Annotated in this window: 26 protein-coding genes and 1 tRNA gene; 18 read left to right on the top strand and 9 right to left on the bottom strand. The window is 31.6% G+C overall.

The features are described from left to right. Nucleotides 1–65 precede the first annotated feature (65 nt). Together Q0828_RS15975 and Q0828_RS15970 are read left to right on the top strand one after the other, a co-directional pair. Nucleotides 66–377, top strand: a complete 312-nt coding sequence (locus Q0828_RS15975; protein WP_298423257.1) for a hypothetical protein — start codon at nt 66–68, stop codon at nt 375–377. A 116-nt stretch (nt 378–493) separates the two neighbouring features. Then, on the top strand, nt 494–775 hold the full coding sequence (locus Q0828_RS15970) for a hypothetical protein (protein WP_298423255.1): 282 nt from the start codon (nt 494–496) through the stop codon (nt 773–775). A 313-nt stretch (nt 776–1088) separates the two neighbouring features. Here Q0828_RS15970 and Q0828_RS15965 read toward each other — a convergent pair whose 3' ends face one another. From Q0828_RS15965 to Q0828_RS15950, 4 genes are all read right to left on the bottom strand, one after another. Continuing rightward, on the bottom strand, nt 1089–2585 hold the full coding sequence (locus tag Q0828_RS15965; protein ID WP_298423252.1) for a T9SS type A sorting domain-containing protein: 1497 nt from the start codon (nt 2583–2585) through the stop codon (nt 1089–1091). Between the two features lie 364 nt (nt 2586–2949). Continuing rightward, nucleotides 2950–3225, bottom strand: coding sequence for a hypothetical protein (locus Q0828_RS15960; RefSeq protein WP_298423249.1), 276 nt, complete (start codon nt 3223–3225; stop codon nt 2950–2952). Between the two features lie 135 nt (nt 3226–3360). Then, nucleotides 3361–3498, bottom strand: coding sequence for a hypothetical protein (locus Q0828_RS15955; protein WP_298423246.1), 138 nt, complete (start codon nt 3496–3498; stop codon nt 3361–3363). 112 nt (nt 3499–3610) lie between these two features. After that, on the bottom strand, nt 3611–3865 hold the full coding sequence (locus Q0828_RS15950) for a hypothetical protein (protein ID WP_298423243.1): 255 nt from the start codon (nt 3863–3865) through the stop codon (nt 3611–3613). Nucleotides 3866–4146: 281 nt separating this feature from the next. Here Q0828_RS15950 and Q0828_RS15945 point away from each other — a divergent pair, with 281 nt between their 5' ends. From Q0828_RS15945 to Q0828_RS15910, 8 genes are all read left to right on the top strand, one after another. Then, nucleotides 4147–5088, top strand: a complete 942-nt coding sequence (locus Q0828_RS15945; protein WP_298423240.1) for an endonuclease/exonuclease/phosphatase family protein — start codon at nt 4147–4149, stop codon at nt 5086–5088. A 118-nt stretch (nt 5089–5206) separates the two neighbouring features. After that, nucleotides 5207–6514, top strand: a complete 1308-nt coding sequence (locus tag Q0828_RS15940; protein ID WP_298423237.1) for a pentapeptide repeat-containing protein — start codon at nt 5207–5209, stop codon at nt 6512–6514. A 236-nt stretch (nt 6515–6750) separates the two neighbouring features. Next, the gene (locus tag Q0828_RS15935; RefSeq protein ID WP_298423234.1) at nt 6751–8025 is read left to right on the top strand and encodes a tyrosine-type recombinase/integrase; all 1275 of its coding nucleotides are present in this window, start codon (nt 6751–6753) and stop codon (nt 8023–8025) included. Then, nucleotides 8026–9042, top strand: a complete 1017-nt coding sequence (locus Q0828_RS15930; RefSeq protein WP_298423231.1) for a hypothetical protein — start codon at nt 8026–8028, stop codon at nt 9040–9042. Nucleotides 9043–9133: 91 nt separating this feature from the next. Further along, nucleotides 9134–9424 (top strand): helix-turn-helix domain-containing protein, encoded by a 291-nt coding sequence (locus Q0828_RS15925; RefSeq protein WP_298423228.1) that lies wholly within the window; start codon nt 9134–9136, stop codon nt 9422–9424. Nucleotides 9425–9444: 20 nt separating this feature from the next. After that, a complete protein-coding gene (locus Q0828_RS15920) occupies nt 9445–10497 on the top strand; it encodes a protein rep (RefSeq protein ID WP_298423225.1) in 1053 nt (350 codons plus the stop codon). A gap of 131 nt (nt 10498–10628) precedes the next feature. Then, nucleotides 10629–11660, top strand: coding sequence for a DNA (cytosine-5-)-methyltransferase (gene dcm, locus Q0828_RS15915; RefSeq protein WP_298423222.1), 1032 nt, complete (start codon nt 10629–10631; stop codon nt 11658–11660). After that, complete coding sequence (locus tag Q0828_RS15910) at nt 11608–12708, top strand: restriction endonuclease, SacI family (RefSeq protein ID WP_298423219.1); 1101 nt, start codon at nt 11608–11610, stop codon at nt 12706–12708. Before dcm ends, Q0828_RS15910 begins: the two co-directional genes overlap by 53 nt. A gap of 59 nt (nt 12709–12767) precedes the next feature. Here Q0828_RS15910 and Q0828_RS15905 read toward each other — a convergent pair whose 3' ends face one another. Next, on the bottom strand, nt 12768–13049 hold the full coding sequence (locus tag Q0828_RS15905) for a helix-turn-helix transcriptional regulator (RefSeq protein WP_298423216.1): 282 nt from the start codon (nt 13047–13049) through the stop codon (nt 12768–12770). Between the two features lie 131 nt (nt 13050–13180). Here Q0828_RS15905 and Q0828_RS15900 point away from each other — a divergent pair, with 131 nt between their 5' ends. Further along, nucleotides 13181–13420, top strand: a complete 240-nt coding sequence (locus Q0828_RS15900; protein WP_298423213.1) for a hypothetical protein — start codon at nt 13181–13183, stop codon at nt 13418–13420. Nucleotides 13421–13558: 138 nt separating this feature from the next. On the opposite strand, the gene Q0828_RS15895 is transcribed toward Q0828_RS15900, so the two are convergent. Beyond that, nucleotides 13559–13643 (bottom strand) — tRNA-Ser (locus Q0828_RS15895). 415 nt (nt 13644–14058) lie between these two features. After that, nucleotides 14059–14448, bottom strand: coding sequence for an acyl-CoA thioesterase (locus Q0828_RS15890; protein ID WP_298423210.1), 390 nt, complete (start codon nt 14446–14448; stop codon nt 14059–14061). 172 nt (nt 14449–14620) lie between these two features. On the opposite strand from Q0828_RS15890, the gene Q0828_RS15885 reads away from it, so the two are divergent. The 6 genes from Q0828_RS15885 (at nt 14621) to Q0828_RS15860 (ending at nt 19150) form a co-directional block, all read left to right on the top strand. After that, nucleotides 14621–15118 (top strand): hypothetical protein, encoded by a 498-nt coding sequence (locus tag Q0828_RS15885; protein WP_298423208.1) that lies wholly within the window; start codon nt 14621–14623, stop codon nt 15116–15118. Nucleotides 15119–15275: 157 nt separating this feature from the next. Beyond that, a complete protein-coding gene (locus Q0828_RS15880) occupies nt 15276–15905 on the top strand; it encodes an NAD(P)H-dependent oxidoreductase (RefSeq protein ID WP_298423206.1) in 630 nt (209 codons plus the stop codon). A gap of 71 nt (nt 15906–15976) precedes the next feature. Next, complete coding sequence (locus tag Q0828_RS15875; protein ID WP_298423203.1) at nt 15977–16432, top strand: thioredoxin family protein; 456 nt, start codon at nt 15977–15979, stop codon at nt 16430–16432. Between the two features lie 106 nt (nt 16433–16538). Beyond that, nucleotides 16539–17735, top strand: a complete 1197-nt coding sequence (locus Q0828_RS15870) for a DegT/DnrJ/EryC1/StrS family aminotransferase (RefSeq protein WP_298423201.1) — start codon at nt 16539–16541, stop codon at nt 17733–17735. Nucleotides 17736–17742: 7 nt separating this feature from the next. Further along, nucleotides 17743–18318, top strand: a complete 576-nt coding sequence (locus Q0828_RS15865; RefSeq protein WP_298423198.1) for a Crp/Fnr family transcriptional regulator — start codon at nt 17743–17745, stop codon at nt 18316–18318. 64 nt (nt 18319–18382) lie between these two features. Further along, nucleotides 18383–19150: an MBL fold metallo-hydrolase gene (locus Q0828_RS15860; protein ID WP_298423195.1), complete on the top strand. Its 768-nt coding sequence runs from the start codon at nt 18383–18385 to the stop codon at nt 19148–19150. Between the two features lie 25 nt (nt 19151–19175). On the opposite strand, the gene Q0828_RS15855 is transcribed toward Q0828_RS15860, so the two are convergent. Together Q0828_RS15855 and Q0828_RS15850 are read right to left on the bottom strand one after the other, a co-directional pair. Further along, nucleotides 19176–19982, bottom strand: coding sequence for a hypothetical protein (locus Q0828_RS15855; protein WP_298423193.1), 807 nt, complete (start codon nt 19980–19982; stop codon nt 19176–19178). A gap of 2 nt (nt 19983–19984) precedes the next feature. Then, a complete protein-coding gene (locus Q0828_RS15850; RefSeq protein WP_298423190.1) occupies nt 19985–20539 on the bottom strand; it encodes an RNA polymerase subunit sigma in 555 nt (184 codons plus the stop codon). A gap of 195 nt (nt 20540–20734) precedes the next feature. On the opposite strand from Q0828_RS15850, the gene Q0828_RS15845 reads away from it, so the two are divergent. After that, complete coding sequence (locus tag Q0828_RS15845) at nt 20735–21967, top strand: S8/S53 family peptidase (RefSeq protein WP_298423187.1); 1233 nt, start codon at nt 20735–20737, stop codon at nt 21965–21967. Nucleotides 21968–22003 lie beyond the last annotated feature (36 nt).

The raw sequence follows: 22003 nt of genomic DNA, 5'->3' as shown, positions 1-22003 counted from the left end.
AATTTTTATATTGTTTGAATATTTCTTTGCTTTCCTATAACAGAACCAATTAAATAGATATTTAGATGAAAAGAAAGAGATTAAAAAGCCTAAAATTACATAAGTATAGTGTTTCTAATTTGACCTTGCTTCACAGAAAAATTGGAGGAATGTTCCCGTCTAATACGGACGGACAAACATATATAGAAATTAATGACGCCTCAATAGAAGGTCCTACTTGCTCCGTAGTAGATCATTCAGGATCACCAGAATGTCCTTCAATGAGAATTGATAATTGCCAAACCAATGCAGGTACTACAAAAGTAAAACCACCATCGGAACATGAAGGATGTCAGGCAAATGGAGGTTATGGTAGCATACATCAAGGAATAGGGTAGTAATAATGTGTTTGTGATATAAAGAAAATTGATCATTTATAATGCATCAATACCTTTGTTTTTACTGCTGCATAAAAATGAGTTGCTTTACATCATTAATCTTAAATTAAATTATGATGAAAAAAAGAAACCTCAAAAAATTACAACTTAAAAAGAAGTCTATTTCTAAACTTTATGGAGGAAGTGCTTATGATCATGCGGGCAATGCTGCACACCAAGGCACGGGAGTAGAAACAATTACTATTTATCCAGCACAAACACAAGGAGCAGAGCCAGGATGTGCATGGTATAGTGAATTGTATACCGCATGCGAATGTATTTCAAATCGATTTTCAAATTGTATGGAATGCCCTGTAGAGTATGATACACGAAATCCAAAACATCAAGCAGCAGTTTAACATGTTTAAAAAGTGATCTTCGGATCACTTTTTTTTCTTGAACATATAAACGTCACTGTAAGGCTTGTAGCTACGTGGCAGTCTGTTGCTTTAAAATCAGAACTTACTTCGTTATATTTCTTTGTAATAGTGTTTCTGTGTATGTTTTTGTTTCCTATGTTAATTTGATTTAGTATCAATACTAGCTTAACCAGCTACCAAGAGTGAAGCGATACCAAAAATCCAACAGACTAACAATCTCGCAACAAAAAAACCACACTACAGCGTAGTATGGTTTCTGCTTGAAACAAAAAATAAAATAGTACACTACATACTATTGTACGATGATTTTTTGATTACTTATGGCATTATTCTGATCTGTAATTTGTAAAAAATACATGCCTTTGCTCATGTTGCTAACCGAAATATGATTGGTAGGCTGAGCATATGTTTTAATGAAACGTCCTTGTGCATCATATACGGTGATTTCTTTTGGTTGCGTGCCCGTAATGTATATAATATCTTTTGTTGGGTTTGGGTAGACATTTACAGAGTTTATAGAGTTAGAAACCTCGTTTGTACTCAAAACTACACCGCTATATTCATATACTTGTGTGTGTCCACTAAGGTTCCCATTATCATCTGCTTGAGGCGCACCCATAGCAACACGAGTTCCAAAAAAATCATCATCATTCATAGCTACCGAAAACCCAAGATGATCACTTGTATTACTACCAACGATAGTTGTTCCTATTTTTGACCAAATATTGCCGCCTATTGGTATTTGATATACTTCTACATAGCCATTAAGATTTGTAATACCACTTCGTGAGCCTACTGCAATGAAAGTTCCGGATTGTCTTAAATCAATAGCACCTTGGTTTCCAGCGCTTCCAAGTGCGTCGTTATTGCCATTTCCTAAAATAGAGTTTCCAACTTGTGTCCAAACGCCGCCATTTAAGGAATAGGTGCGTACAGAACCTGCATTTATTCCGTTTGTATTGTCATCTCCTGGGAAACTAACCGCTATACGACTTCCGTTAGAAGCAATATCAACTCCTGCACCAGCATTATCTCCCGTAACATCAGTAATGTCATTGCCAAGTTGCGTCCATGTGTTTCCTACAAGATCGTATACTCGTGCATAACCCGCATCGGTACCACCGATATCACTTGCAGGATTACCAACAATAATCCGGGTTCCGCTAATGCTAATAGCCACATCATGACCAAAATTATCACTGCTAGATTCTCCTTCAAGCGTTTGCCCAACTTGTGTCCACGGTGATCCAAAACTTAGTTTTTCCAATACTTTTACATAGTTATCTCCACCAACAATTAATCGTGTACCATCATCAGTCATTGCTAGCGCTCTTCCAAAACCAGATTTTCCAACATCGCCCACAAGATCATTTCCGTCATAGCGTATGTATCCTGATCCTGTTTCTACATAGGCATGTAAATATCCAACGTTGCTAGTACCTCCTGTAGGTGCTCCGCACACAATAATAGTACCTTCGCCATTCATGGTGACAGCGCTTCCGAAGCTATCGTTTCCATCTGTAGCGTCAAAGTCATCTCCACCTGTCCAATGAACGCCATTGTATCCATAAACACGTACATGTCCGCCTCGTATAAATATTCCTCCATTAATATCACTAACTGCAGTAGTAGCACCTACAACGACAAAACTTCCGTCATTACTAATTGCTGTAGATCGCCCAGATTGATCTCCTGTGTTTTCTCCAACTAAATTGCTTCCTAATTGTACTTGAGCAAAAAGCCCGATTGTCAAAAATAATTGACTTAATGTAAGTAGTGTTTTCTTCATTTTTTTTAATTAATAACATTTCTGATGCTCAAGCATGCATAAAAAATGTTTGGTTTAACTGTTCTGATAAATAACTAATTGTCGTTTGACGACAGAACGAATGTAGTTGAAAAAACCAATGATTATAGGGCTTTGGGACGAGTGACATATAATTGTTGACGAACAACAAACCAACTGTTTGTAATTAGATGTTGACTTTTGAAGAATAGTGAACATGACATATGAATGGATGTGCTAATCCATGCGAATTTTATATATGCTTAACAGACTTTTTTGTGAGGTAGTTGATTATAGAAAACGAAAGAGGTATTAGTTATTTGTATAAAGACTAATACCTCTTGATTTAAAATGTAAAATTGATAAACTAACAAATAGGAGCAATCGTAGTAGCTAATGGTGGACAGTTAAACTGAGAACAAAAATTTGTACATAAAAAGCTGTCTAGTTCACATTGTACACCTGTAATGCAACGTCCGCTTTCGCAAGCACCATTTGTATTTGCGCAACCTGCATATAGTGTTGGTGCAGGTACTTCGTTCATTCCACCTACTTTGTTACTGAGATTTACGATTGATTTTTTGTTTAATGATAATCCGTTTAATTGCTTTTTTTCATTTTTGTATAGGTTAAAGTTACTCATGTAAAATACTATTTTGAAGAAAAATGATAGTACGGGAAAACCGTAGTTAACAGTAACAGCAAATGTTAAACTTATATTGAATAGAGAAGAAAAAATAGGAGCTAAAAAAAGCGAGCCGAAGCTCGCTTTACTACTTTATAAAGGGTGACAGCAATTTTCTTGTGTACCTAATACATTATTACTGTGTGAGTATCCACCTTTAACTTTAGATAAATCAAATGTAGAAACTACATTTTTGTTTAATTTCAATACTTTTAAACTTTGCTTTTTCATACTATAATGGTTTTAAAAATTAATATTGATGAAAAAGTATAAAAAGAGTCGTGAAAGTAGGTGCGAATAGATATCAATTATTTAAAAATACGTTCCGATGTATACACGCATACTAAATATCTGTATGGATGCAACTAGAAGCTGGACGTGTATCTACATCTACAAATTTAGTTTTTGGAATACCTTCTGGGCAAGCAGCAACAGAATCACATACCATTAATTTAGAACATCCTGTTCTTGTAGCGAAGTCTGTAGTACGTACAATAACAATAGTAATAGCATCAGTACCACCTGCAATAGTTTTTGCATGTAAATTTGAAATTGTTGATTTTCTGAGGTTTAAATTTTTTAGGTTCTTTTTTTTCATAATGTGAAGTTTTATAGTGGTTTTTGATAGGTATTTTAGAAAGGTTAAAGCTTTCATTTAAAAAAGATAATGAGAAAACCCAATTAGGACTTACGGTTTTCCCGTAAAAATGATGTTTACTATTTGTGAATGAGGTAGTTGTGTGTTTTTTTTTTGAATAGGAAAAGGTGCTTTTTAAGAAGAGCGTGCCACATTGAACATAGCTATCGAAATACACAACCCAATATCAGATTTAAAAAATAGTAGTAACTTTAGTACAAACATCATAAAATAATCACCACGTGCCATCTTTTAAAAAAACAAAATTTGTATTTCCTTTTACAGTAGCCAACGAAGTAGATAACTTGTTACAACACAAAGAAAAACGCGATATTCCTAAGCTTTCGGATGATAAATTATTAATTGCTTCTTGGAATATAGCCAATTTGGGATTGCAAAAACGACACGGAGATCATTATAAGCTGATAGCCGAAATGATTAGTTGGTTTGATGTGATTGCCATACAAGAAGTAAATAATAATTTAAGTGGACTTCGTAATATAGAATCTGAATTACCAAGTCACTATGATTTAGTATTTTCAGATAATGGAGGCAATAACGAACGTTCTGCGTTTTTGTATAATAGTAGAAAAATAAAGCTGTTAGAGCTTATTGGAGAGGTTGCTATACCTCCAAAAGATCATAAATACATAAAGATTAAAGGAATTAGTGAGAAGTTTACAGGTTTTGATCGAAACCCGTATTTAGCTTCCTTTCAATGGAACAATTTTACGTTTATCTTAATTACAGTACATTCGTTTTCTGGAGGTGTAAAAAAATCGGACATGAATAGAAGAGCATTGGAAGCCTATGCTATTTCGCGTTATGCAGATCTCAATCGAAAGAGTAAACATGCGTTTTCGAAAAATATCATAGTCTTGGGTGATTTTAATATTCCAAAGGTTGATAAAAAAGATGTTGTGTACAAAGCGTTATTAAGTAGAGGTTTAATGTTGCCGCAGCATTCTACGAAAGTATATTCGAATATTACAAATGACAAACAGTTTGATCAAATAGCTTTTTTGCCTTCTATAAAATCTAAAATAAGCACGGATGGCGTATTTGATTTTGATAGTGCCATTTTTTCTGAACTGTGGGAAAATGTAAGTGCTAAAGATTTTAGAGCCTATCTACGTTATTATATTTCTGACCACAGACCTTTATGGATGCAACTGAAGTTATAATGTTCGTAGGTTATAATAAGTTTGTTAGTCTTTGAATACTAGGGAAGTATGAAAATCAATTATTTGCATATCATTTCAAAAGGATTTTTAAGTATATTTAAGGAAAACCTGTACACTTATGTCAGAAGAAGTGAATATTGAAAAGTTAAAGCAAGAAAATGAAGCCTTACGGAATGAGCTTGACAGGATACAAGAAAGTAAACAAAAATCTCATAAGCAAAAGTTTTGGATCTTAAAAAAATGGGCAACTTTCTTTATTGGTGTCCGACTTAAAAAAAGTATTCTAAATGCTTTAGATGAATTTGATACGAATAAAAATTTATCCAAAGATACGGTTGCTGACCTTGCATCAAATATAATTTGGCGTTTTACAAGAATAGGAATCATTACATTACTTATAGCGTTACTTCCAACAATACTATTGTTCCAACAAAATCAATTGATAAAAAGTCAAAATAAACTCTTTGGCGTTCAGAATGAGAAGGTACAATTACAAAACGATCTCATCAAAAAACAAAACAAGCGAATAGATCAACAAACATTTTTAACCGAAGCATCAAGGCGTTCTTCTCAAATGTTTATCATGGGAGAAGTATTGAGTGATATTAATGAAGAATTAGAAAGTGCAAATAATGAAGAACGAGTTTTATCTAATGCGCTTGTTGGACGAATCATTAGTTTATCTATGGCAATGAAACCCTATCGCTATTTAGAAAACGATTCGCTTATCCAAAAACCATTAAGCCCAGAAAGAGGACAGCTTTTGATTTCATTGATTGAAAGTAGAATGGATAGTTTGTTGTTCATAAATAGAATTATTAAAAATGCAAATTTTAACTATGCAGAATTGCAATCAGCAAATATGAAAGACGCAAACCTTAAATGGGCTGATTTAAGAGCATCAAACTTTAAGCATGCAAATTTAGGTGGCGCAGATCTTACTTTTGCAGATTTGTCTGATTCAGATATGAGTTTCGCAAAAATGATTGGTGGAACTTTTTTTGAAACTGATTTTAGTAATGCAAACCTTCATGGAGCTAATTTTGGCTCTGCTAAATTAATAGAGGCGAATTTTAACTATGCAGATTTGACAGATGCTAATTTATGGAAAGTAGATGCAACTGATGTTATTTTTAGTAGAGCTATTATGAAATATGTTTATTTAGTAGAAACAAACCTTACAGAAACAAATTTAGATTACGTGGATTTAACAGGTGCAAATTTACATGGGACCAATTTTTACAAAGCCGATATGACCAATATAGTATCACTTGATTCAGCTAGGGTACATAGAAAAGATTGGTTACAGTATATAAAAGATGAAAAAAAGGTAAAAGGCGCTGAGCGAATTTTGCGCGAATATAAAATTGATAGTATACATAATGGAGTTACTTATACGTATATGATAGTAAAGAAAAGAAAATAGAAGTAATTACTAAAAAAAATATTTACAATATATTATAAAAGCAAAAAACCGAAACTTTCGTTTCGGTTTTTTTAGCGGAGAAAGAGGTTATTGAACCTTTTATACCTCATTATTGTTAAAGTATTGCTATTACTAAGATAGTCAACAACTTGTTGAAAACTCTATATCTAATTATAAGGTGTAAATACTATTAAATCCTACCTTTACTTACACCTATTTTTACACCCGCATAAATAATGAGAAGTACTTTTAATCTTAAAAGCAAAAAGAAGCAAGGCAAAACATTAATCTATTTAATCGCACATTTCAAAAATGAGGGCAAAAAATTTGTGTACTCTACAGGGGAAAGCATAAACCCGAAAGACTGGGATTTTGAAAATAGACAGCCAAAAGACTTAACAGGGCGTACCGAATTTGCCAATACGCAAAGATCAATTAAAATGCAGTTAGATAGATACGCTAACTTCTTTATCAAAATAACTGACTTATACAGGAATACAGGACAAGAATTAACAATTGAAAATATACGCTCGGAGTTTAACAAAGAATTCAAGCGTACAAAAACCGCAGGAAATGACTTTTTTACGGTTTATGATTTGTTTCTGAATGAAAAGAAAAACGACAAAACAGATACAGGAAATTCAACCTCAACAATAAAACGATACGAGTACAATAAAAAATTGCTAGAAAGTTTTGAAGAATATCGAACTAAAAAATTACACTTTAGTAAAATAGATAAGAAATTGTACAACGAATTTATTTCTTACTGCATAACTGAAAAGAAACACTCTACAAATACACTTAGTAGAAATATTGGTTTATTTAAAACCTTCATGTATTGGGCGTTTGATAATAACTATACGTATAAATCAGATTTCAAAGAATTTAAAAATATCAAAAAAGAGATTACGGATGAGGTTGCGTTAACAATGGAGCAAGTAACGGAAATCATTAATCATGACTTTTCTAAAAATCCAAGATTGGAACGTGTACGTGATTTGTTTGTATTTGGATGTGTTACTGGCATGCGTTACAGTAATTACTCTAAAGTTAAAGAAAATGATATTTCAAACGGTTTCATAAATGTTAGGGATCAAAAGAACAATTCAAAAGTACTTTCAATTCCTTTAAATGACTATTCTAAGTTCATACTAAAAAAGTATGATTACAAACTACCTAAAATTACAAATCAAAAGTTTAACGATTATGTAAAAGAAGTTATAGAAAAGGTCGGATATACTGAAGATGTAAAGAAAACATATAAAATAGGAAAAGAAGTAATAGAAACTATTTCGCCTTTTTACGAACGAGTTTCAAGTCATACCGCCCGCAGGAGTTTTATAACTATAATGAAAAATAAAAAGATTCCCGATAAAGTAATTATGAGCTATATAGGGCATAAAAGTTTAGAAGTTTTCAATCAATATTATAAACCTAATAACGATGAGAAAATAGACTTTATGCAGACAGTCTGGAAAATGGAAAGTACACCTCTAAAGAAAGTGAATTAAATGAAAGAGAATAAAATAATAGGTTTTGAATTAGATGAAGAAAGTTACAAAAATCGAGTTTATATAAAAGCTGATTTTGACACTAAAGAATTGTTCCCCGAAAAAAATCATATTGATTACCTAAAGGAGTTTTTGTTAACAGAAAAAAACTATGATAAGGTAATGAATGCTTTTAATGAGTATAAAACCAAGTCGTTACCTAAAGACATAAAAACTAATTGTAAGTTTTGTAAAGGAGAAAGTGAAAAAGAAATTGATAAGGATTGTAGCAGGTATTACGATCAAATGGCAATTACTTTTATAATGGCTTCTTCTGAATTTATTAATATAGTCCTTAGACATAAATACATACATGATAATAAAAAACAACTTTTTAAGCTAACGATTAACTTTTTCAATTGCTTTTCTTTCATTACTGGAAAAGGATTAATGTATTTTGATTTAGCTAAAATGATTAAGTTCTCACTTAGTGCAGGTTTTTTGTCTTTAACAGAAATGTTTTCTAAATCGAGTGGTTTACATAGTTTGTCTGTTATTAATACTACTTTAGATAGCTTACAAGAAGATGAAATTCAAAATAAACTACTGGAAAAGGAAGATCATAACCACTTAGATTTACAAATAGAATTCTTTGAAAAGAAAAAAGGAATTTACGAGACAAAAGTATTTATTGAAAAAGAGAAGAAGCAACAAGAAATACAAAACAAAAAAGAAACATTTAGTGTTTTAGAATGGGCTACTATATTTTATTATGCAAATGAAACTAAACTACTTCCAAATAGTAGAACGAAAAAAAATAAAAAAATAAAGTTCTTGAAAAAGCACAATATTTCAACAACTTATGATAATCTGAAAACAAAATATTATGAGGCTAAAAAACGTATTAATGAAAAGAATGATTACCCAATAGATAAGCTACATACAATAATACCATTTCTTAAAGAACATTATAGTTTAGCCGTTACTAAAGTTGAAAATGATATACTTTATTTAAAGAGTGAAATTAATGATTATTAGCGATTTACATTATTTTTCATAAAAAGTAACTGTTACGCAACCAGTTACTCATTACATACTTGCAACCATTATAAATAAAAATATATAAATAATGGAACAGGTATTTTTTAATGTGCCATTATCTAAACTTGAACCTATATTCAAGAAATGGATAAAAGAAGCGCATACGGAACTACAGACAAAAAAAGAACTCACAGACAAACGTTATTCAATAAAAGAAGCTGCTGAAATATTGAATGTAACAGAGTTAACAATCCGTAATCATATCAAAAAGGGAAGTATCAAAGCGCAACAACTCGGAAAGCGTAAATACTACATTCTACATTCTGAATTATATAACGCTTTGAATGATGTGAAATCGCTAAAATATAAGCGTAGTTAGTCGCTGAAAAACCAAAAGATATGGAACATTCAGCGAAGCAAATCTATACATTAGCACAAAGCGTGACAGCCAATGAAGGCAAAAAAACTCAAAGTGTACAAATTGCAGGCAACGGCACGGAAATGATAGGTAACGAGTCACTACTAAACAGAGCGCAACGAAAAACAATTTCCCGTGCAATGTTATTAAGCCTTATAGATGTAGCAAAAGAGAAAGGAGCAACCGAACGCACAAAATCATATTGGAACGCTTACTATTGTTGCACGAAACTTATACAACACAATAACAGACTACATGCCAATTATTGCAAAACTCGTTATTGTACAATTTGCAACGCCATACGCAAAGCGGATAAGATCAATAAATATTATCCAGTATTGAAAAATTGGGAAAATCCGTATTTCGTCACTTTAACTTTAAAAACTGTAAAAGCTAATGCCCTTAGAAATAGAATTTATGAAGTTAAAAAAGCTTTCAAAACAATAAATAACAAATTTAAAAAGCGATACCAACGCGGTAAAGGAATGAAAATCATAGGCATTAAATCGTTAGAATGTAATTTCAACCCAAAAGATAAAACATACAATCCGCATTATCATTTAATTGTACCAAACAGACAAACCGCAATTTTACTAAAACAGGAATGGAAAAAACAATGGAATAGAAACGGACAGTTTCATTGCTCCAACAAAGCACAACATTTTAGAGAAGTAGAAAGTTTAGAACGCGATTTGATTGAAACCATTAAATATGGCACTAAGGTTTTTACAGAACCCGACCCAAATAATAAAAAGCGTATAAAAAAAGATATGAAAATTTATACACGTGCAATGGATAACATAAACGCAGCATTCAAAGGAAAACGCATCTTTGACCGTTTTGGGTTCAACTTACCTCAACAAGAAGAAAAAGAAGCCAATGTACGCTCGGTTGAAAATTATAAATTATGGGAGTTTGCCCCCGACGCAACCGACTGGATTAATACCGATACTGGCGAATGTTTAACAGGTTATAATATGCCAATTGATCTGAAATATTTGCTTTCTGAATGTATCGATATAGACAAGGAATAAAAAAATAGTTAATATCTTTACGGTTTTAAAAGGATAATATTTATTTTACACCTCTTTTACTATAATATTCTTCTTATTAGAAATATTATAGCATACAATTATAATTAAAACAGATATTAGATATAAGAAATATGAAGCCAAGATTTATTGATTTATTTGCAGGTATAGGAGGCTTTAGAAAGGGGTTTGAAGATGCAGGCTATAAATGTGTTTTTACTTCTGAAATAAACCAAGCTTGTCAAGAGGTCTATGAAGATAATTTTGGAGATGAAGTTTTTGGGGATATTACCCAAATTAATCCTGAAAATATTCCTGATTTTGAAGTTTTATTAGCTGGTTTCCCTTGTCAACCTTTTAGTATCTCGGGAAAAAAGAAAGGGTTTGATGACACTAGAGGAACTCTATTCTTTGATATTTGTAGAATAATAGACACTAAGAAACCTAAAGTAGTGGTATTGGAAAATGTAAAACATCTAATACATCATGATAAAAAGAGAACTTTTAAAACTATCATTCAGACTCTTACACATTTGGGCTACAATGTTTCTCATAAAATTTTGAACGCCAAAAACTTTGGTTTACCACAGAATAGAGAAAGAATATTTATTATAGCCACTAAAATTGGCTTTTTTAAGTTTGAAAAACTTAAAACTAAAGCTCCTGTACAATTAAAGGATTTTTTAGATAAAAATGGGAATTTTGAATATTTAGATAGAGAAGAATATACCTTAATAGAAAATCCAAAAAAACAAGCAACTGGATTAATTTTTATTGGATATAGAAATAAAAATACTTGGAAAAATGGAGTTAGACCAAATACAGAACATTTATCAAGAGTTCATAGACAACCAAACAGAATATATTCAGTAGATGGCACTCATCCAACTATTCCATCACAAGAAACCTCAGGGAGGTTTTTTATATACTTACCTACGGAAAATAGAGTTAGAAAACTGACATTAAATGAGTGTTACAGGATAATGGGGTTTCCGAAAAACTTTAAAAGACATTTCAAAATAGGTGAACAATATAAGCAAATAGGTAATTCAGTAGCAATCCCCGTAATTTCTGAAATTGCTAAAAGTTTAAAAGAGCAAAATTTACTATTAGATGAACCACAAAAAAAAGTTATTGGAGATTTACGAGAACTCTTCTACAGTTGATGATGTAATAGATGTTAGTGAAGATATACGAAACGATATTAAAATAATTGGCGCAAAAATAACTTCTCAAAAAGGGGTTTTTACTGTTTTAACGACCTTGGTTACTCATAAAATTCTTAATCCAAGTCAAGATATCAGAAAGCACCAATCTAGCATGGATGGGGGATTCTCGGGTCGAACTATAGATACCCAATACATAACACCAACACTAAAAGAATTGAAATTACCATCTATGGCTGAAAGTGGATGGCTTACACGTTCTTTAGAACAACCGTATGAGTATACTTTGGACTATAATGGAAAAATTAGTAATAAATCAGTAAAGAAAGCTTTTCTGCAAATTTTAGACTATTTAGAGAAGAACGCAGATAAAGCTACTAATATTTTAAGGTTAATTATATTTCAAGCTATTGAGGCTAGAAAAAGATTAACGGTAGAAATTAGACCTTTGGAGAATCCTGAAGAACTGACTATTGAAAAAATAATATATGTACTTAATCTACAATTTGGTTTTAATTATAGAACACATGGGGGGTCAAAGCTACCTGTTATAGCTTTTTACTCTATTTATATTAGTTTAATAGAAGAGCTAACTAGATTTAATGGTTGTGTATTAGAAAAAATGGGGAGTCACACCGCTTCTGATAGAACTTCCAAATCATCGGGAGATATAGAAATTTCAAAAGATGGTAGTATTTTCGAGTCTATTGAGATAAAACTAGATAAGTCTATTGACTCTAATATTGTACGTATTGCAATTGAAAAGATAAAAAGGTTTAACCCTGAAAGGTATTATATCTTATCTTATATTGGAGTAAAAGAAGATGACAAAAAAGAAATATCGAATATGATAGCTGAAATAAAAAAAATTCATGGTTGTCAAATTATTATTAATGGTGTAATTCCTAGTTTGAAATATTATTTAAGATTAATTTCTTCTTTAGAAAATTTTATAAAAAATTATAGTAGTTTAATTCAAGATGATACAGAGCTTAAAAAAGTTCATAAAGATAAATGGAACGAATTAATCGAAGCTTACCTTAGTTAATGGAAATACTAAATAAAAGCTTATCAATTCACAAGAAAGATCAATTTTAGTGGAATTTATTAACTGACCAAATCAAGCAAATTCTCCAAATCCTTTTTCGAGTTAATACGATACACTTCATTTTTATACTCTACATAGCCGTTAAGCTTGGTATTACCTTTAGCGGAACTAAATAACTCGCTAACTTCAACGTCAAGCGCATTGGCTATTTTCATCAATGTTTCAACAGTTGGGTTTCCGTTTATGGTTCTACTTAACGTAACTCTATTTATTTGCAAAATATTAGCTAATTGCTCTAAGCTTATATTTTTACTCTTTGCAACTTCTTTTACACGTAACATAACATAATACTATTTAACATCTCAAAGCTATATAAAAATACAAAGGTAACATCTAAATGTTATATCTTATTTTACTATTTGATACTAAGTAGTTATATTTGTTATGTTTTGTAACATTAAAATTATCGTATATGACAAATCAAAAAGAAGTAAACCAAGTTTTAGTACAAGAACTAAAAGAGACTAAAACAGCATTAGCAAAATGTCAACAAAGTTTTGAAGTAGAAAAGAACATCAAAAACGGTTTGTACTTTTTCATTCTTAAAAACGATCTACTGAACTTACTACGGCAGTTTCGGAAAACGAATGACTATCAAAATGAAGATTATCACATCAAATCATTAGAATTTTTGATAGAAAATTTAGCTTAAAGAAAAGCAATACTTATACGATAACAATAATGAGGTGTACAAAGCTAAAAAGTGAAGATAAAAACGGGTGTACTTACACCTATTTTTACACCTAAAAAAAGAATCCCTTGCAAACATTGATGCTTACAAGGGATTTAGCGGAGAAAGAGGGATTCGAACCCCCGGACCTGTTACAGTCAACAGTTTTCAAGACTGCCGCATTCGACCACTCTGCCATTTCTCCTGAGTGCCTCATCAGGTATTCCCTGAATGCGGATGCAAATATAGAAACCTTTTTTAAAATTGAAAACAAAAAAGGAACTTTTTTCATAAAAAAATATAGAAAAACCCATAATGTGTTTTTAATATATTGTGAGTCTTATAGTTAGGTTGTATTGGATATTGGTTAATTGAAAATATACACCATATGTCTGTACATCTACAACTATTACCTTGGGTTATCGTACAGCAGTCAGACCAATAAGTGCGTTCTCCTTTTACTTTTTCTTGCTGTAAGTTAGATACTGGTTTCTTGTTTAAAGGCAATCCTTTTAAATTACGTTTTCACTTGTGTAAGGTGTTGGTTATGAGAATCATGTCGTGATATATATGTGTGAACATAATTATTGAAATAAATGTTGAGTAATATATTTGATTGATTACGTGATGCTTACAGGGTTTTTGTGATCATCAATAGCAACAAAGGTAAAGAAGCCGGTAACTGCCTTTTTACGTCCGTCTTTATACATGTTTTCTCTAAAAATGTCTACTTGTACCACACAACTTGTATTTCCTACTTTTACTACTTTAGCAACAAGCTCTACCAATGTACCTTGCGGAATAGGCTCTGTGAAATCGATTTTATCTGTAGAAACGGTAACTACTTTTTTTCGACTAAACCGAGTTGCACAAATAAAAGACGCTTCATCCATGAGTTGCAATGCGGTTCCTCCAAATAATGTATCGTAATGATTGGTTGTATTTGGGAAAACTGCTTTAAATATGTGAGTTTCAGAGCTTTCTATGCGAGCTAATGTATGTGTATTCATATGTGTTTATTTTATTTGTATATATGCTATCTTGAGTGAATTTTATGTAGCGAATTTATATTTTTTAACTGATAATTAATGCCTATTACAAGAACATAATTATAGTAGATGACTTGGGCAGTTTAAAAAAGAAATAGTAAACTTGTGAGTATTAACAAATCAACTAAGTTTTATGATCATATTATTTTTTACAGGAACAACTATAGTAAGTTGTGTTGTTTTTTTATTCATAATGAATTATTTAAGGAATAAGAATTTTAAAAAGAATGGAGAGCGAATTGATAATTGGAGAGATTTAAGTGATGAGCTTCAAAGTGCAGAAATAAAATACCATAATGAATCTGTTTACAAGGCATTTGAATTTTACATCAAAATAGTTTTAGCAATTTTTGGAGCCATAGGAATTGCTTCAGTTTCAAAAGAATATAATGAAGCCAATATAATATCAATTATAGAATATTTAGGATATGGAACATTAATCATTACGTTACTTTTTGCATTTATGTATGTGTCACATCAAAAAGCAAAAATAGAAAGATGGAAAAAACGGTTTAAATGGTTTGAACCATTAATGTGGAATGAATGCTGGCTTTTTTCAATTAGTATCGCAATTGCAATAGTGGTAAACTGTTCATTAATCCCAGAGTTGATTGAAAATCTAACGTGCTAAAATTCCAAATAATTTAATCGTATTGAAATGACTTTATGAATAGATCGAATATTTCTTATGAAGCAATTAGTTTAATTTATAGGAAAGTGCCAATTTTACCCTTTCGTATTGCGTATTTTTGTTTGAATATAATTTAATCGAATCAAAGATAGAACATATGCAAATATTAGATAGTTTAAAATGGAGATATGCAACAAAAAAATTTGATGCAAACCGTTTTTTAAATACAGCACAGCTAGATACACTCAAAGAAGCTTTTAATTTAACAGCTACTTCGTACGGATTACAACCTATACGCTTAGTTGTTATCCAAAATAAAGAAGTACAAGAACAACTAGTACCACATTCGTGGAATCAACGACAAGTAGTAGATGCTTCACATTTGTTAGTAATTTGTATTGAAAATACAGTTGATACAGAAACGATTGAAGCTTATTTTAATCGTGTAAAAGCTATTCGTAACACGCCAGATGAAATTTTAGCGCCGTTTAAAGAATTTATGACTAATTCTTTTAAAGGTAGAACTCAGGAAGATCTTAATATTTGGTCAGCAAAACAAGCGTATCTTGCTATGGGTAATTTATTAACAGTTTGTGGAGCAGAACAAATAGATGCATGCCCAATGGAAGGTTTTGTATCTGAAAAATATGATGAAATTTTAGGCTTAGAAGCACACGGACTTTCTTCTGTATTAGTATTACCAGTAGGATACAGAGCAGAAGACGATATGTTTGCTGACTTTAAAAAAGTACGTAAGTCAATTTCAGAAAGTATATTAGAATTGTAATAAATTGGCAAGATTATTGTTTTAAAGGAAGAAAAATATATATTTGTTTATCGCCTTATAACGCATCACTTATGAAAAAGTTTCTGTTTTTAGCCGTTTTATTCATTGGATTTTCGGTAACTGCACAAGAAGAAGTAAAACTAAATTGGTTAACTGATTTTGAAAAAGCAAAGAAAATCTCTAAAAAGACAAAAAAGCCAATCCTGATTTATTTTACAGGAAGCGATTGGTGTCCACCGTGTAAAATGCTAAAAGAAGATTTCTTTTATACAGAAAAATTCAAAGCAAAAGCAAAAGATTTTGTGTTAGTTATGGCTGATTTTCCAAGACGTATTGATATCATTACGGAAGAGCAACGTGAGGAAAACAAGAAACTTGCAAGAAAGTATAATACCAAAAATAAGTTTCCAAACATTGTAGCCGTAGATCATAAAGGAAAAGAAATCGACAATATAACATCGTACAATATGATGCGCGATACTTCAAGACATTATAAGTTTCTTGAAAAAATAATGAAAAAGTATTAATACAATACACATAAAAAATTAACCTCTTTTCAATACTTTTGTATACAGAAAAGAGGTTTTTTAATGTTATAAAAATCTATTTACCAAATAACAAATAAAGAATACTATGCCAGGATTTGAATTGTTTAGTGATGCAGAACGAAAAGAAGTACATGATGTATTAGATAGTGGTGTACTAATGCGTTACGGATTTGATGGAATGCGTAACGGACATTGGAAAGCAAAAGAACTAGAACGTGCGTTAGAAGCACAATTTGATGTAAATCATGCGCAATTGGTTTCAAGTGGAACAGCAGCAGTTTCTGTTGCTTTGGCAATCACAGGAATTGGAGCAGGAGATGAGGTAATAATGCCAACATTTACATTTGTAGCTAGTTTTGAGGCGATTATGATGTTAGGTGCCGTTCCGGTTTTAGTAGATATAGATGACACACTTACAGTAGATCCTGAGGCAATACGCAAAGCAATTACACCAAAAACAAAAGCAATTATGCCTGTGCACATGTGTGGAAGTATGGCAAACTTGGACGCCATTAAAGCTATCTGTGAGGAACATAATTTAATTTTGGTAGAAGATGCTTGCCAAGCAATTGGTGGAACATACAACGGGAAAGCACTGGGAAGTATTGGTGATGTTGGTTGTTTTTCGTTCGATTTTGTAAAAACAATGACTTGTGGAGAAGGTGGAGCCATCATTACAAATAATAAAAACTATTCAACAAATGCCGATCATTACAGTGATCACGGACATGATCATGTTGGAAATGATAGAGGTGCAGAAACACATCCATTCTTAGGATATAACTTTAGAATTTCTGAACTAAACGCAGCTGTCGGATTGGCGCAAGTACGTCGTTTACCAGAGTTTTTAGCAATTCAAAAGAAGCATTATACTATATTACGCGAAGCATTAGTAGATATCCCAGAAGTGGTATTTAGAACAGTCCCTGAAGGTGGAGAAGAAAGTTATGCATTCTTAAATTTCTTCATGCCAGATTTAGCTATAGCTAGAAAAGTAATGGCAGGTTTCAAAGAAAACGGTATCGATGTATGTTTTCATTACTTTGATAACAATTGGCATTACATTCGTAAATGGGAACATTTAAAAGATTTAAAATCATTGTATCCAATTTCAAAAGAAGTGAAAGATGGAATGCAATATTTAGACACAAAAACATTTGAACAATCAGATCATTATATTGCTCGAAATATTTCTTGTTTGATAAAAATGTCATGGACAGCAGCAGAAGTTGAAGCTAGAGCCGCAACGATGCGCGAAGTGATATTGAAAGCGATTCAATAATGTGTATATGTCTTCATATAATGAAATAGCAACGTTTTTTGAAACAGAACATCCTTTAAATCAAGAAGGTTTGAACGAGTTGTTTGCGGCTTTTTCTGTACGAAAAGTTGAAAAAGGAAGTATCATTCTACAGGAAGATATGGAAGAAAATCAATTGCGTTTTCTAAATTATGGAACGATTAGAGAATATTATGCAACCGAAAACAAGGAAACGAATATTAATTTCTATACAAAACCACAATTTATTACAGATTTGCTAGCGTTTAATAATGATTCAAAAACGCGAAAATTTCAAGAATGTTTAACGAATATTGAGTTGTTAGCCATTGACAAAGCTGTATTCCGAGCACACTTAGAAAAGTATACATGTGGAAAGGAATTTGTAAAAGCTTCATTTCAAAAATTGTTTAGGCATAAAGAATTATTAGAATACAACAGAATAACCAAAACACCTGAAGATTTGTATAAAGAACTGTTGATTTACAAACCAGATTGGTTGCAAAAAATTCCACAATATCACATAGCTTCCTATCTAAATATTACACCAGAAACTTTGAGTAGAATTCGAAAACGTATTTCTTGATTTGAATCAATGTATATGATTTTGAGGTGTAATTTCTTTGTATAAAGAATAAAAACACATACTCATGTTAAAAATACACCATTTCAGAAATGCTACTTTTGTTATAGAAACTGCAAAAGATGTCATTTTAATTGATCCAATGTTAGGGCCAAAAGGAATAATGCCACCATTTACTTTATTTAGAGCAAAAGCTCGAAAAAATCCTACGGTTTCACTTCCAAGCTCTTGTAATGAAATCCTTCAGAGCGTAACACATTGTGTAATTACACACAGACATCCTGATCATTTAGATACAGCCGGAATTAACTTTTTAATCGAAAAATCAATTCCAGTTACCTGTAGTTATAAAGATGAAAAAATATTGAAAAAGAAAGGTTTACAAATAGTACAATCACTTTCATATAAAAAAAGAGAATCATTTTTAGGAGGAACAATCGAAGGAATTCCAGCAAAACACGGTTATGGATTTGTTGCAAAGCCTATGGGAAATGTAATGGGGTTTTATATTGAATTGCCTAATCAACAATCAATTTATATAAGTTCGGATACAATTTATACAAGTGCTGTAGATGAAGTTTTAAAAACATACAAACCTCAAATTACAATAGTGGCAGCCGGAAGCGCACAGTTCGATTTGTTCAATCCAGTATTAATGCGAATGGATGACATTTTAACGTTCGTGCGTAACTCACCAGGAAAAGTAATCGCAAATCATTTAGAAGCCATTAATCACTGTCCAACAACGCGGAAAGGCTTGCGTGAAACTTTAGAAAAACATGGATTATCTGAAAAAGTATACATTCCTGTAGATGGAGAAGTTGTAACGTTTTAGTTATACATGAACAAACGGAACAAAATTATTCAATAGAATGTAGCAACTCTAAGGCTTTTGAGTATTGATAATTCGTGTCTGAAGTTGTAATTATCTGTAAAGTAGTTTTTAAATTCTCGGTATCTTCCGTTTTTAAATAAATTAACGCCATATACCATAAACCTTTACTAGCGTCAATAGCATCACTTTTAGAAATTGTTTCAAATACATTTAAAGCTTTTGAATAACCATGTAACTGTACCAACGAAAACCCTTTGTAAATCATAACATTGGTTTTGTCTGTAGCAGCAGTATGTAAAAACTTCTCAGCTGCGGAAATACATTCTTCGTATTGTTTATTTTTATACAAAAGCTCTATTTGTTCTTTTCCATTCGTTGTATTTTCATCCTGGACAATAAAAGAAGGTGTGTCACTCCAAGTAGCATATTCAGAATACAACTGTTGCATACTTGGTTGCGCTGTAAATTGATATATCATTGCAATACATGCTAAAATGCAGGCAGCTGCAATAGGAATCCAGTATTTTTTTAATGAATATACTTTCTTTTTAGAGGTAAACTCTTCAGCAGCGTACTGTTGTATTTTTTCTTTAAAGTCAAGAACATCTTCTTCTTGATACCATTTTTTTACGATATTATAATGCGCGCTTGTATTTTTATGACTAAACCAATCTTTTTCACTAAGCGCCTTTTTTAATTGTAAACTAAGTGTAACATATTCTTTCAATTCTGGTTCGGCAACTTGTTCTTGTTCAAAAGCAAGAAGTTCTTCTGGTGTCATTTCACCATTCAAAAAGCGTTCGGTTTTTAATTCCCAAAGAAAATCTTCCATGCTTAGTTATTTTTTAAATTTTTAAACCGTGAATCCGACTTTATCATTTTAAACAATTTAGTTTTACATCTGAATGCCTTTTGGCGTGCTGCATTTTCATTAGGATACTTTAGCTTTTTTGAAATTTCAGCATATGAAATATTCGCCAAAGTCATTTTAATGATAGATTTGCAGGTTTCTTTCAGTAATTCGTATTTTTCTTTATACAGGCTCCATTGCAATTGTTCAACATGAAAACTTGCTAAATCGGGACTTTCATCTACTAGAGTTTGCAATGGTAATTTTGTTACGCTGTTTTGAGAAGATTGTTTAATCCATAAGTTTTTACACACGGAAAATAAGTAATTATCAAAAGAAGAAACTTGCAGTTTATCCTTTTTTAATAAAGTATATAAAACCAATAAACCATGCTGAAAAATATCTTTAGCATTATCTTTAGTACCACTATTTTTTAATATATACGTTTCAACTCCGTAATAATTTTTAGCGTACAACTGTTTTAGAAAAGCAGCATCTCCATTTAGAAATTTATGAATACTATCTTCTTTTTGAGTCATTTAAAAAAGGCGTGATTATTTTTTTTGATAAAAACCGTAACAAAGATGCTAAAAATACTCTACATGAGAAAACAACGTCTAATTATCTAACACGTAAAACCAAAGTTAGAAGAAACCTAAAATTAACATTACAATTAAAAAAGTCGCGAATTAAAAGGGCTTTTTTATCTTCCCTTAATTAAAACTTTACACAGCATGAAAAAAATAGGATACTTTATTATAATTATATGTTTACTAAGTTGTGAACAGGAAATTATAGAAACTACAACAGAAAATCAACAACAAGAACAACTTCAAAGTAGAACACCTCCAACAATCGCAAGTAAAAAAGGTAATACGGTAGTGATTCGCTTTGCAGCAGGATTGTCGGAAGCTGAAAAAACAGTATTAAGAACAACGTATGGAGTTACGGATTATGAAAAATGTTCTTGCGGAGACAAAAATTTAGAATCATGGGATTTAGAAGCAATTCATGAAGGCGCAACTATTGAAGAACGTGTAACTTCTATGGAAGATGAACCTGAAATGGAAGGCGCCGATTTTAATTTTGACATTCAAATATCGAGTCAAGTTCCAACAGGAGTTCCTTTAGAAATACAACATTACCAAAGTATATTTCCAAAAATACGTTCCAATAACGCTTCTGTAACTGTTGGTGTTTTAGATACAGGAATAAACCCTACGTATTTTCGTTTTGAACAACCATTTTTACATAATAGTGCTTTGGATCAAGAAAGCTGTGGTGATGAGTTTTTTGGATGGAATTTTGTAGATAACAATAACGAACCTTTTGATGATAACGGACATGGAACTATTGTAAGTTATATGATATACGAACAACTTATAGATACCGCAACTGATTTTGAAATACTACCTGCGAAAGCTTTCGACGCTGATGGAAAGAGTTCGCTATTTCGTATTGGTTGTGGTTTGAGTTATTTAATAATGAAAGATGTGAATGTTATTAATATGAGTTTTGGTTGGACAACAACGACTTCAACAATTATTGGTAGTTATATAACAGAAGTGGAAGAACGTATTTTAATAGTTGCTTCGGCAGGAAATACAGGAGAAAATAATGATAACGATGCACATTTTCCATCATCATATCCAACAAAAAACATTTTAGCGGTAACTGCTGTAGATAATGCTATGCCGCCAAATTTAGAACCTATAATATCTAATTACGGACCAATATCAGTAGATATTGCTGTACATGGTATTGGACTTCCTTTTTATATGACTTCTGGGGCAGATCCAATTTTAGTGACAGGTTCGTCATATTCAAGTGCAAAAGTAGCTGGATTTTCAGCATCAAAATATCAAGAAGGAATGCCAGTGTCAGTATTGTATCACAAAATATTAATGGACAAAATTGAGTCGAGCACGTTGAGTCAAATTAAATATGCATCCTATTTGAATTTATAGTATTTTAGTGATCCTCCATCAAAAGATGATCACTCT

This window comes from uncultured Kordia sp. (assembly GCF_947496985.1).
Taxonomy (GTDB): Bacteria; Bacteroidota; Bacteroidia; order Flavobacteriales; family Flavobacteriaceae; genus Kordia.
Note: the sequence above shows the minus strand (reverse complement) of the source record. Positions and strands in the feature narration are given on the sequence as shown.

Coding starts and splice junctions, on each gene's coding strand:
- Q0828_RS15910 (WP_298423219.1), top strand. CDS start 11,608: ATGAACCACAAAAAAAAGTTATTGGAGATTTACGAGAACTCTTCTACA.
- dcm (WP_298423222.1), top strand. CDS start 10,629: ATGAAGCCAAGATTTATTGATTTATTTGCAGGTATAGGAGGCTTTAGA.
- Q0828_RS15975 (WP_298423257.1), top strand. CDS start 66: ATGAAAAGAAAGAGATTAAAAAGCCTAAAATTACATAAGTATAGTGTT.
- Q0828_RS15970 (WP_298423255.1), top strand. CDS start 494: ATGAAAAAAAGAAACCTCAAAAAATTACAACTTAAAAAGAAGTCTATT.
- Q0828_RS15870 (WP_298423201.1), top strand. CDS start 16,539: ATGCCAGGATTTGAATTGTTTAGTGATGCAGAACGAAAAGAAGTACAT.
- Q0828_RS15850 (WP_298423190.1), bottom strand. CDS start 20,539: ATGACTCAAAAAGAAGATAGTATTCATAAATTTCTAAATGGAGATGCT.
- Q0828_RS15880 (WP_298423206.1), top strand. CDS start 15,276: ATGCAAATATTAGATAGTTTAAAATGGAGATATGCAACAAAAAAATTT.
- Q0828_RS15890 (WP_298423210.1), bottom strand. CDS start 14,448: ATGAATACACATACATTAGCTCGCATAGAAAGCTCTGAAACTCACATA.
- Q0828_RS15930 (WP_298423231.1), top strand. CDS start 8,026: ATGAAAGAGAATAAAATAATAGGTTTTGAATTAGATGAAGAAAGTTAC.
- Q0828_RS15875 (WP_298423203.1), top strand. CDS start 15,977: ATGAAAAAGTTTCTGTTTTTAGCCGTTTTATTCATTGGATTTTCGGTA.
- Q0828_RS15900 (WP_298423213.1), top strand. CDS start 13,181: ATGACAAATCAAAAAGAAGTAAACCAAGTTTTAGTACAAGAACTAAAA.
- Q0828_RS15940 (WP_298423237.1), top strand. CDS start 5,207: ATGTCAGAAGAAGTGAATATTGAAAAGTTAAAGCAAGAAAATGAAGCC.
- Q0828_RS15885 (WP_298423208.1), top strand. CDS start 14,621: ATGATCATATTATTTTTTACAGGAACAACTATAGTAAGTTGTGTTGTT.
- Q0828_RS15855 (WP_298423193.1), bottom strand. CDS start 19,982: ATGGAAGATTTTCTTTGGGAATTAAAAACCGAACGCTTTTTGAATGGT.
- Q0828_RS15925 (WP_298423228.1), top strand. CDS start 9,134: ATGGAACAGGTATTTTTTAATGTGCCATTATCTAAACTTGAACCTATA.
- Q0828_RS15955 (WP_298423246.1), bottom strand. CDS start 3,498: ATGAAAAAGCAAAGTTTAAAAGTATTGAAATTAAACAAAAATGTAGTT.
- Q0828_RS15960 (WP_298423249.1), bottom strand. CDS start 3,225: ATGAGTAACTTTAACCTATACAAAAATGAAAAAAAGCAATTAAACGGA.
- Q0828_RS15920 (WP_298423225.1), top strand. CDS start 9,445: ATGGAACATTCAGCGAAGCAAATCTATACATTAGCACAAAGCGTGACA.
- Q0828_RS15865 (WP_298423198.1), top strand. CDS start 17,743: ATGTCTTCATATAATGAAATAGCAACGTTTTTTGAAACAGAACATCCT.
- Q0828_RS15860 (WP_298423195.1), top strand. CDS start 18,383: ATGTTAAAAATACACCATTTCAGAAATGCTACTTTTGTTATAGAAACT.
- Q0828_RS15950 (WP_298423243.1), bottom strand. CDS start 3,865: ATGAAAAAAAAGAACCTAAAAAATTTAAACCTCAGAAAATCAACAATT.
- Q0828_RS15845 (WP_298423187.1), top strand. CDS start 20,735: ATGAAAAAAATAGGATACTTTATTATAATTATATGTTTACTAAGTTGT.
- Q0828_RS15935 (WP_298423234.1), top strand. CDS start 6,751: ATGAGAAGTACTTTTAATCTTAAAAGCAAAAAGAAGCAAGGCAAAACA.
- Q0828_RS15965 (WP_298423252.1), bottom strand. CDS start 2,585: ATGAAGAAAACACTACTTACATTAAGTCAATTATTTTTGACAATCGGG.
- Q0828_RS15905 (WP_298423216.1), bottom strand. CDS start 13,049: ATGTTACGTGTAAAAGAAGTTGCAAAGAGTAAAAATATAAGCTTAGAG.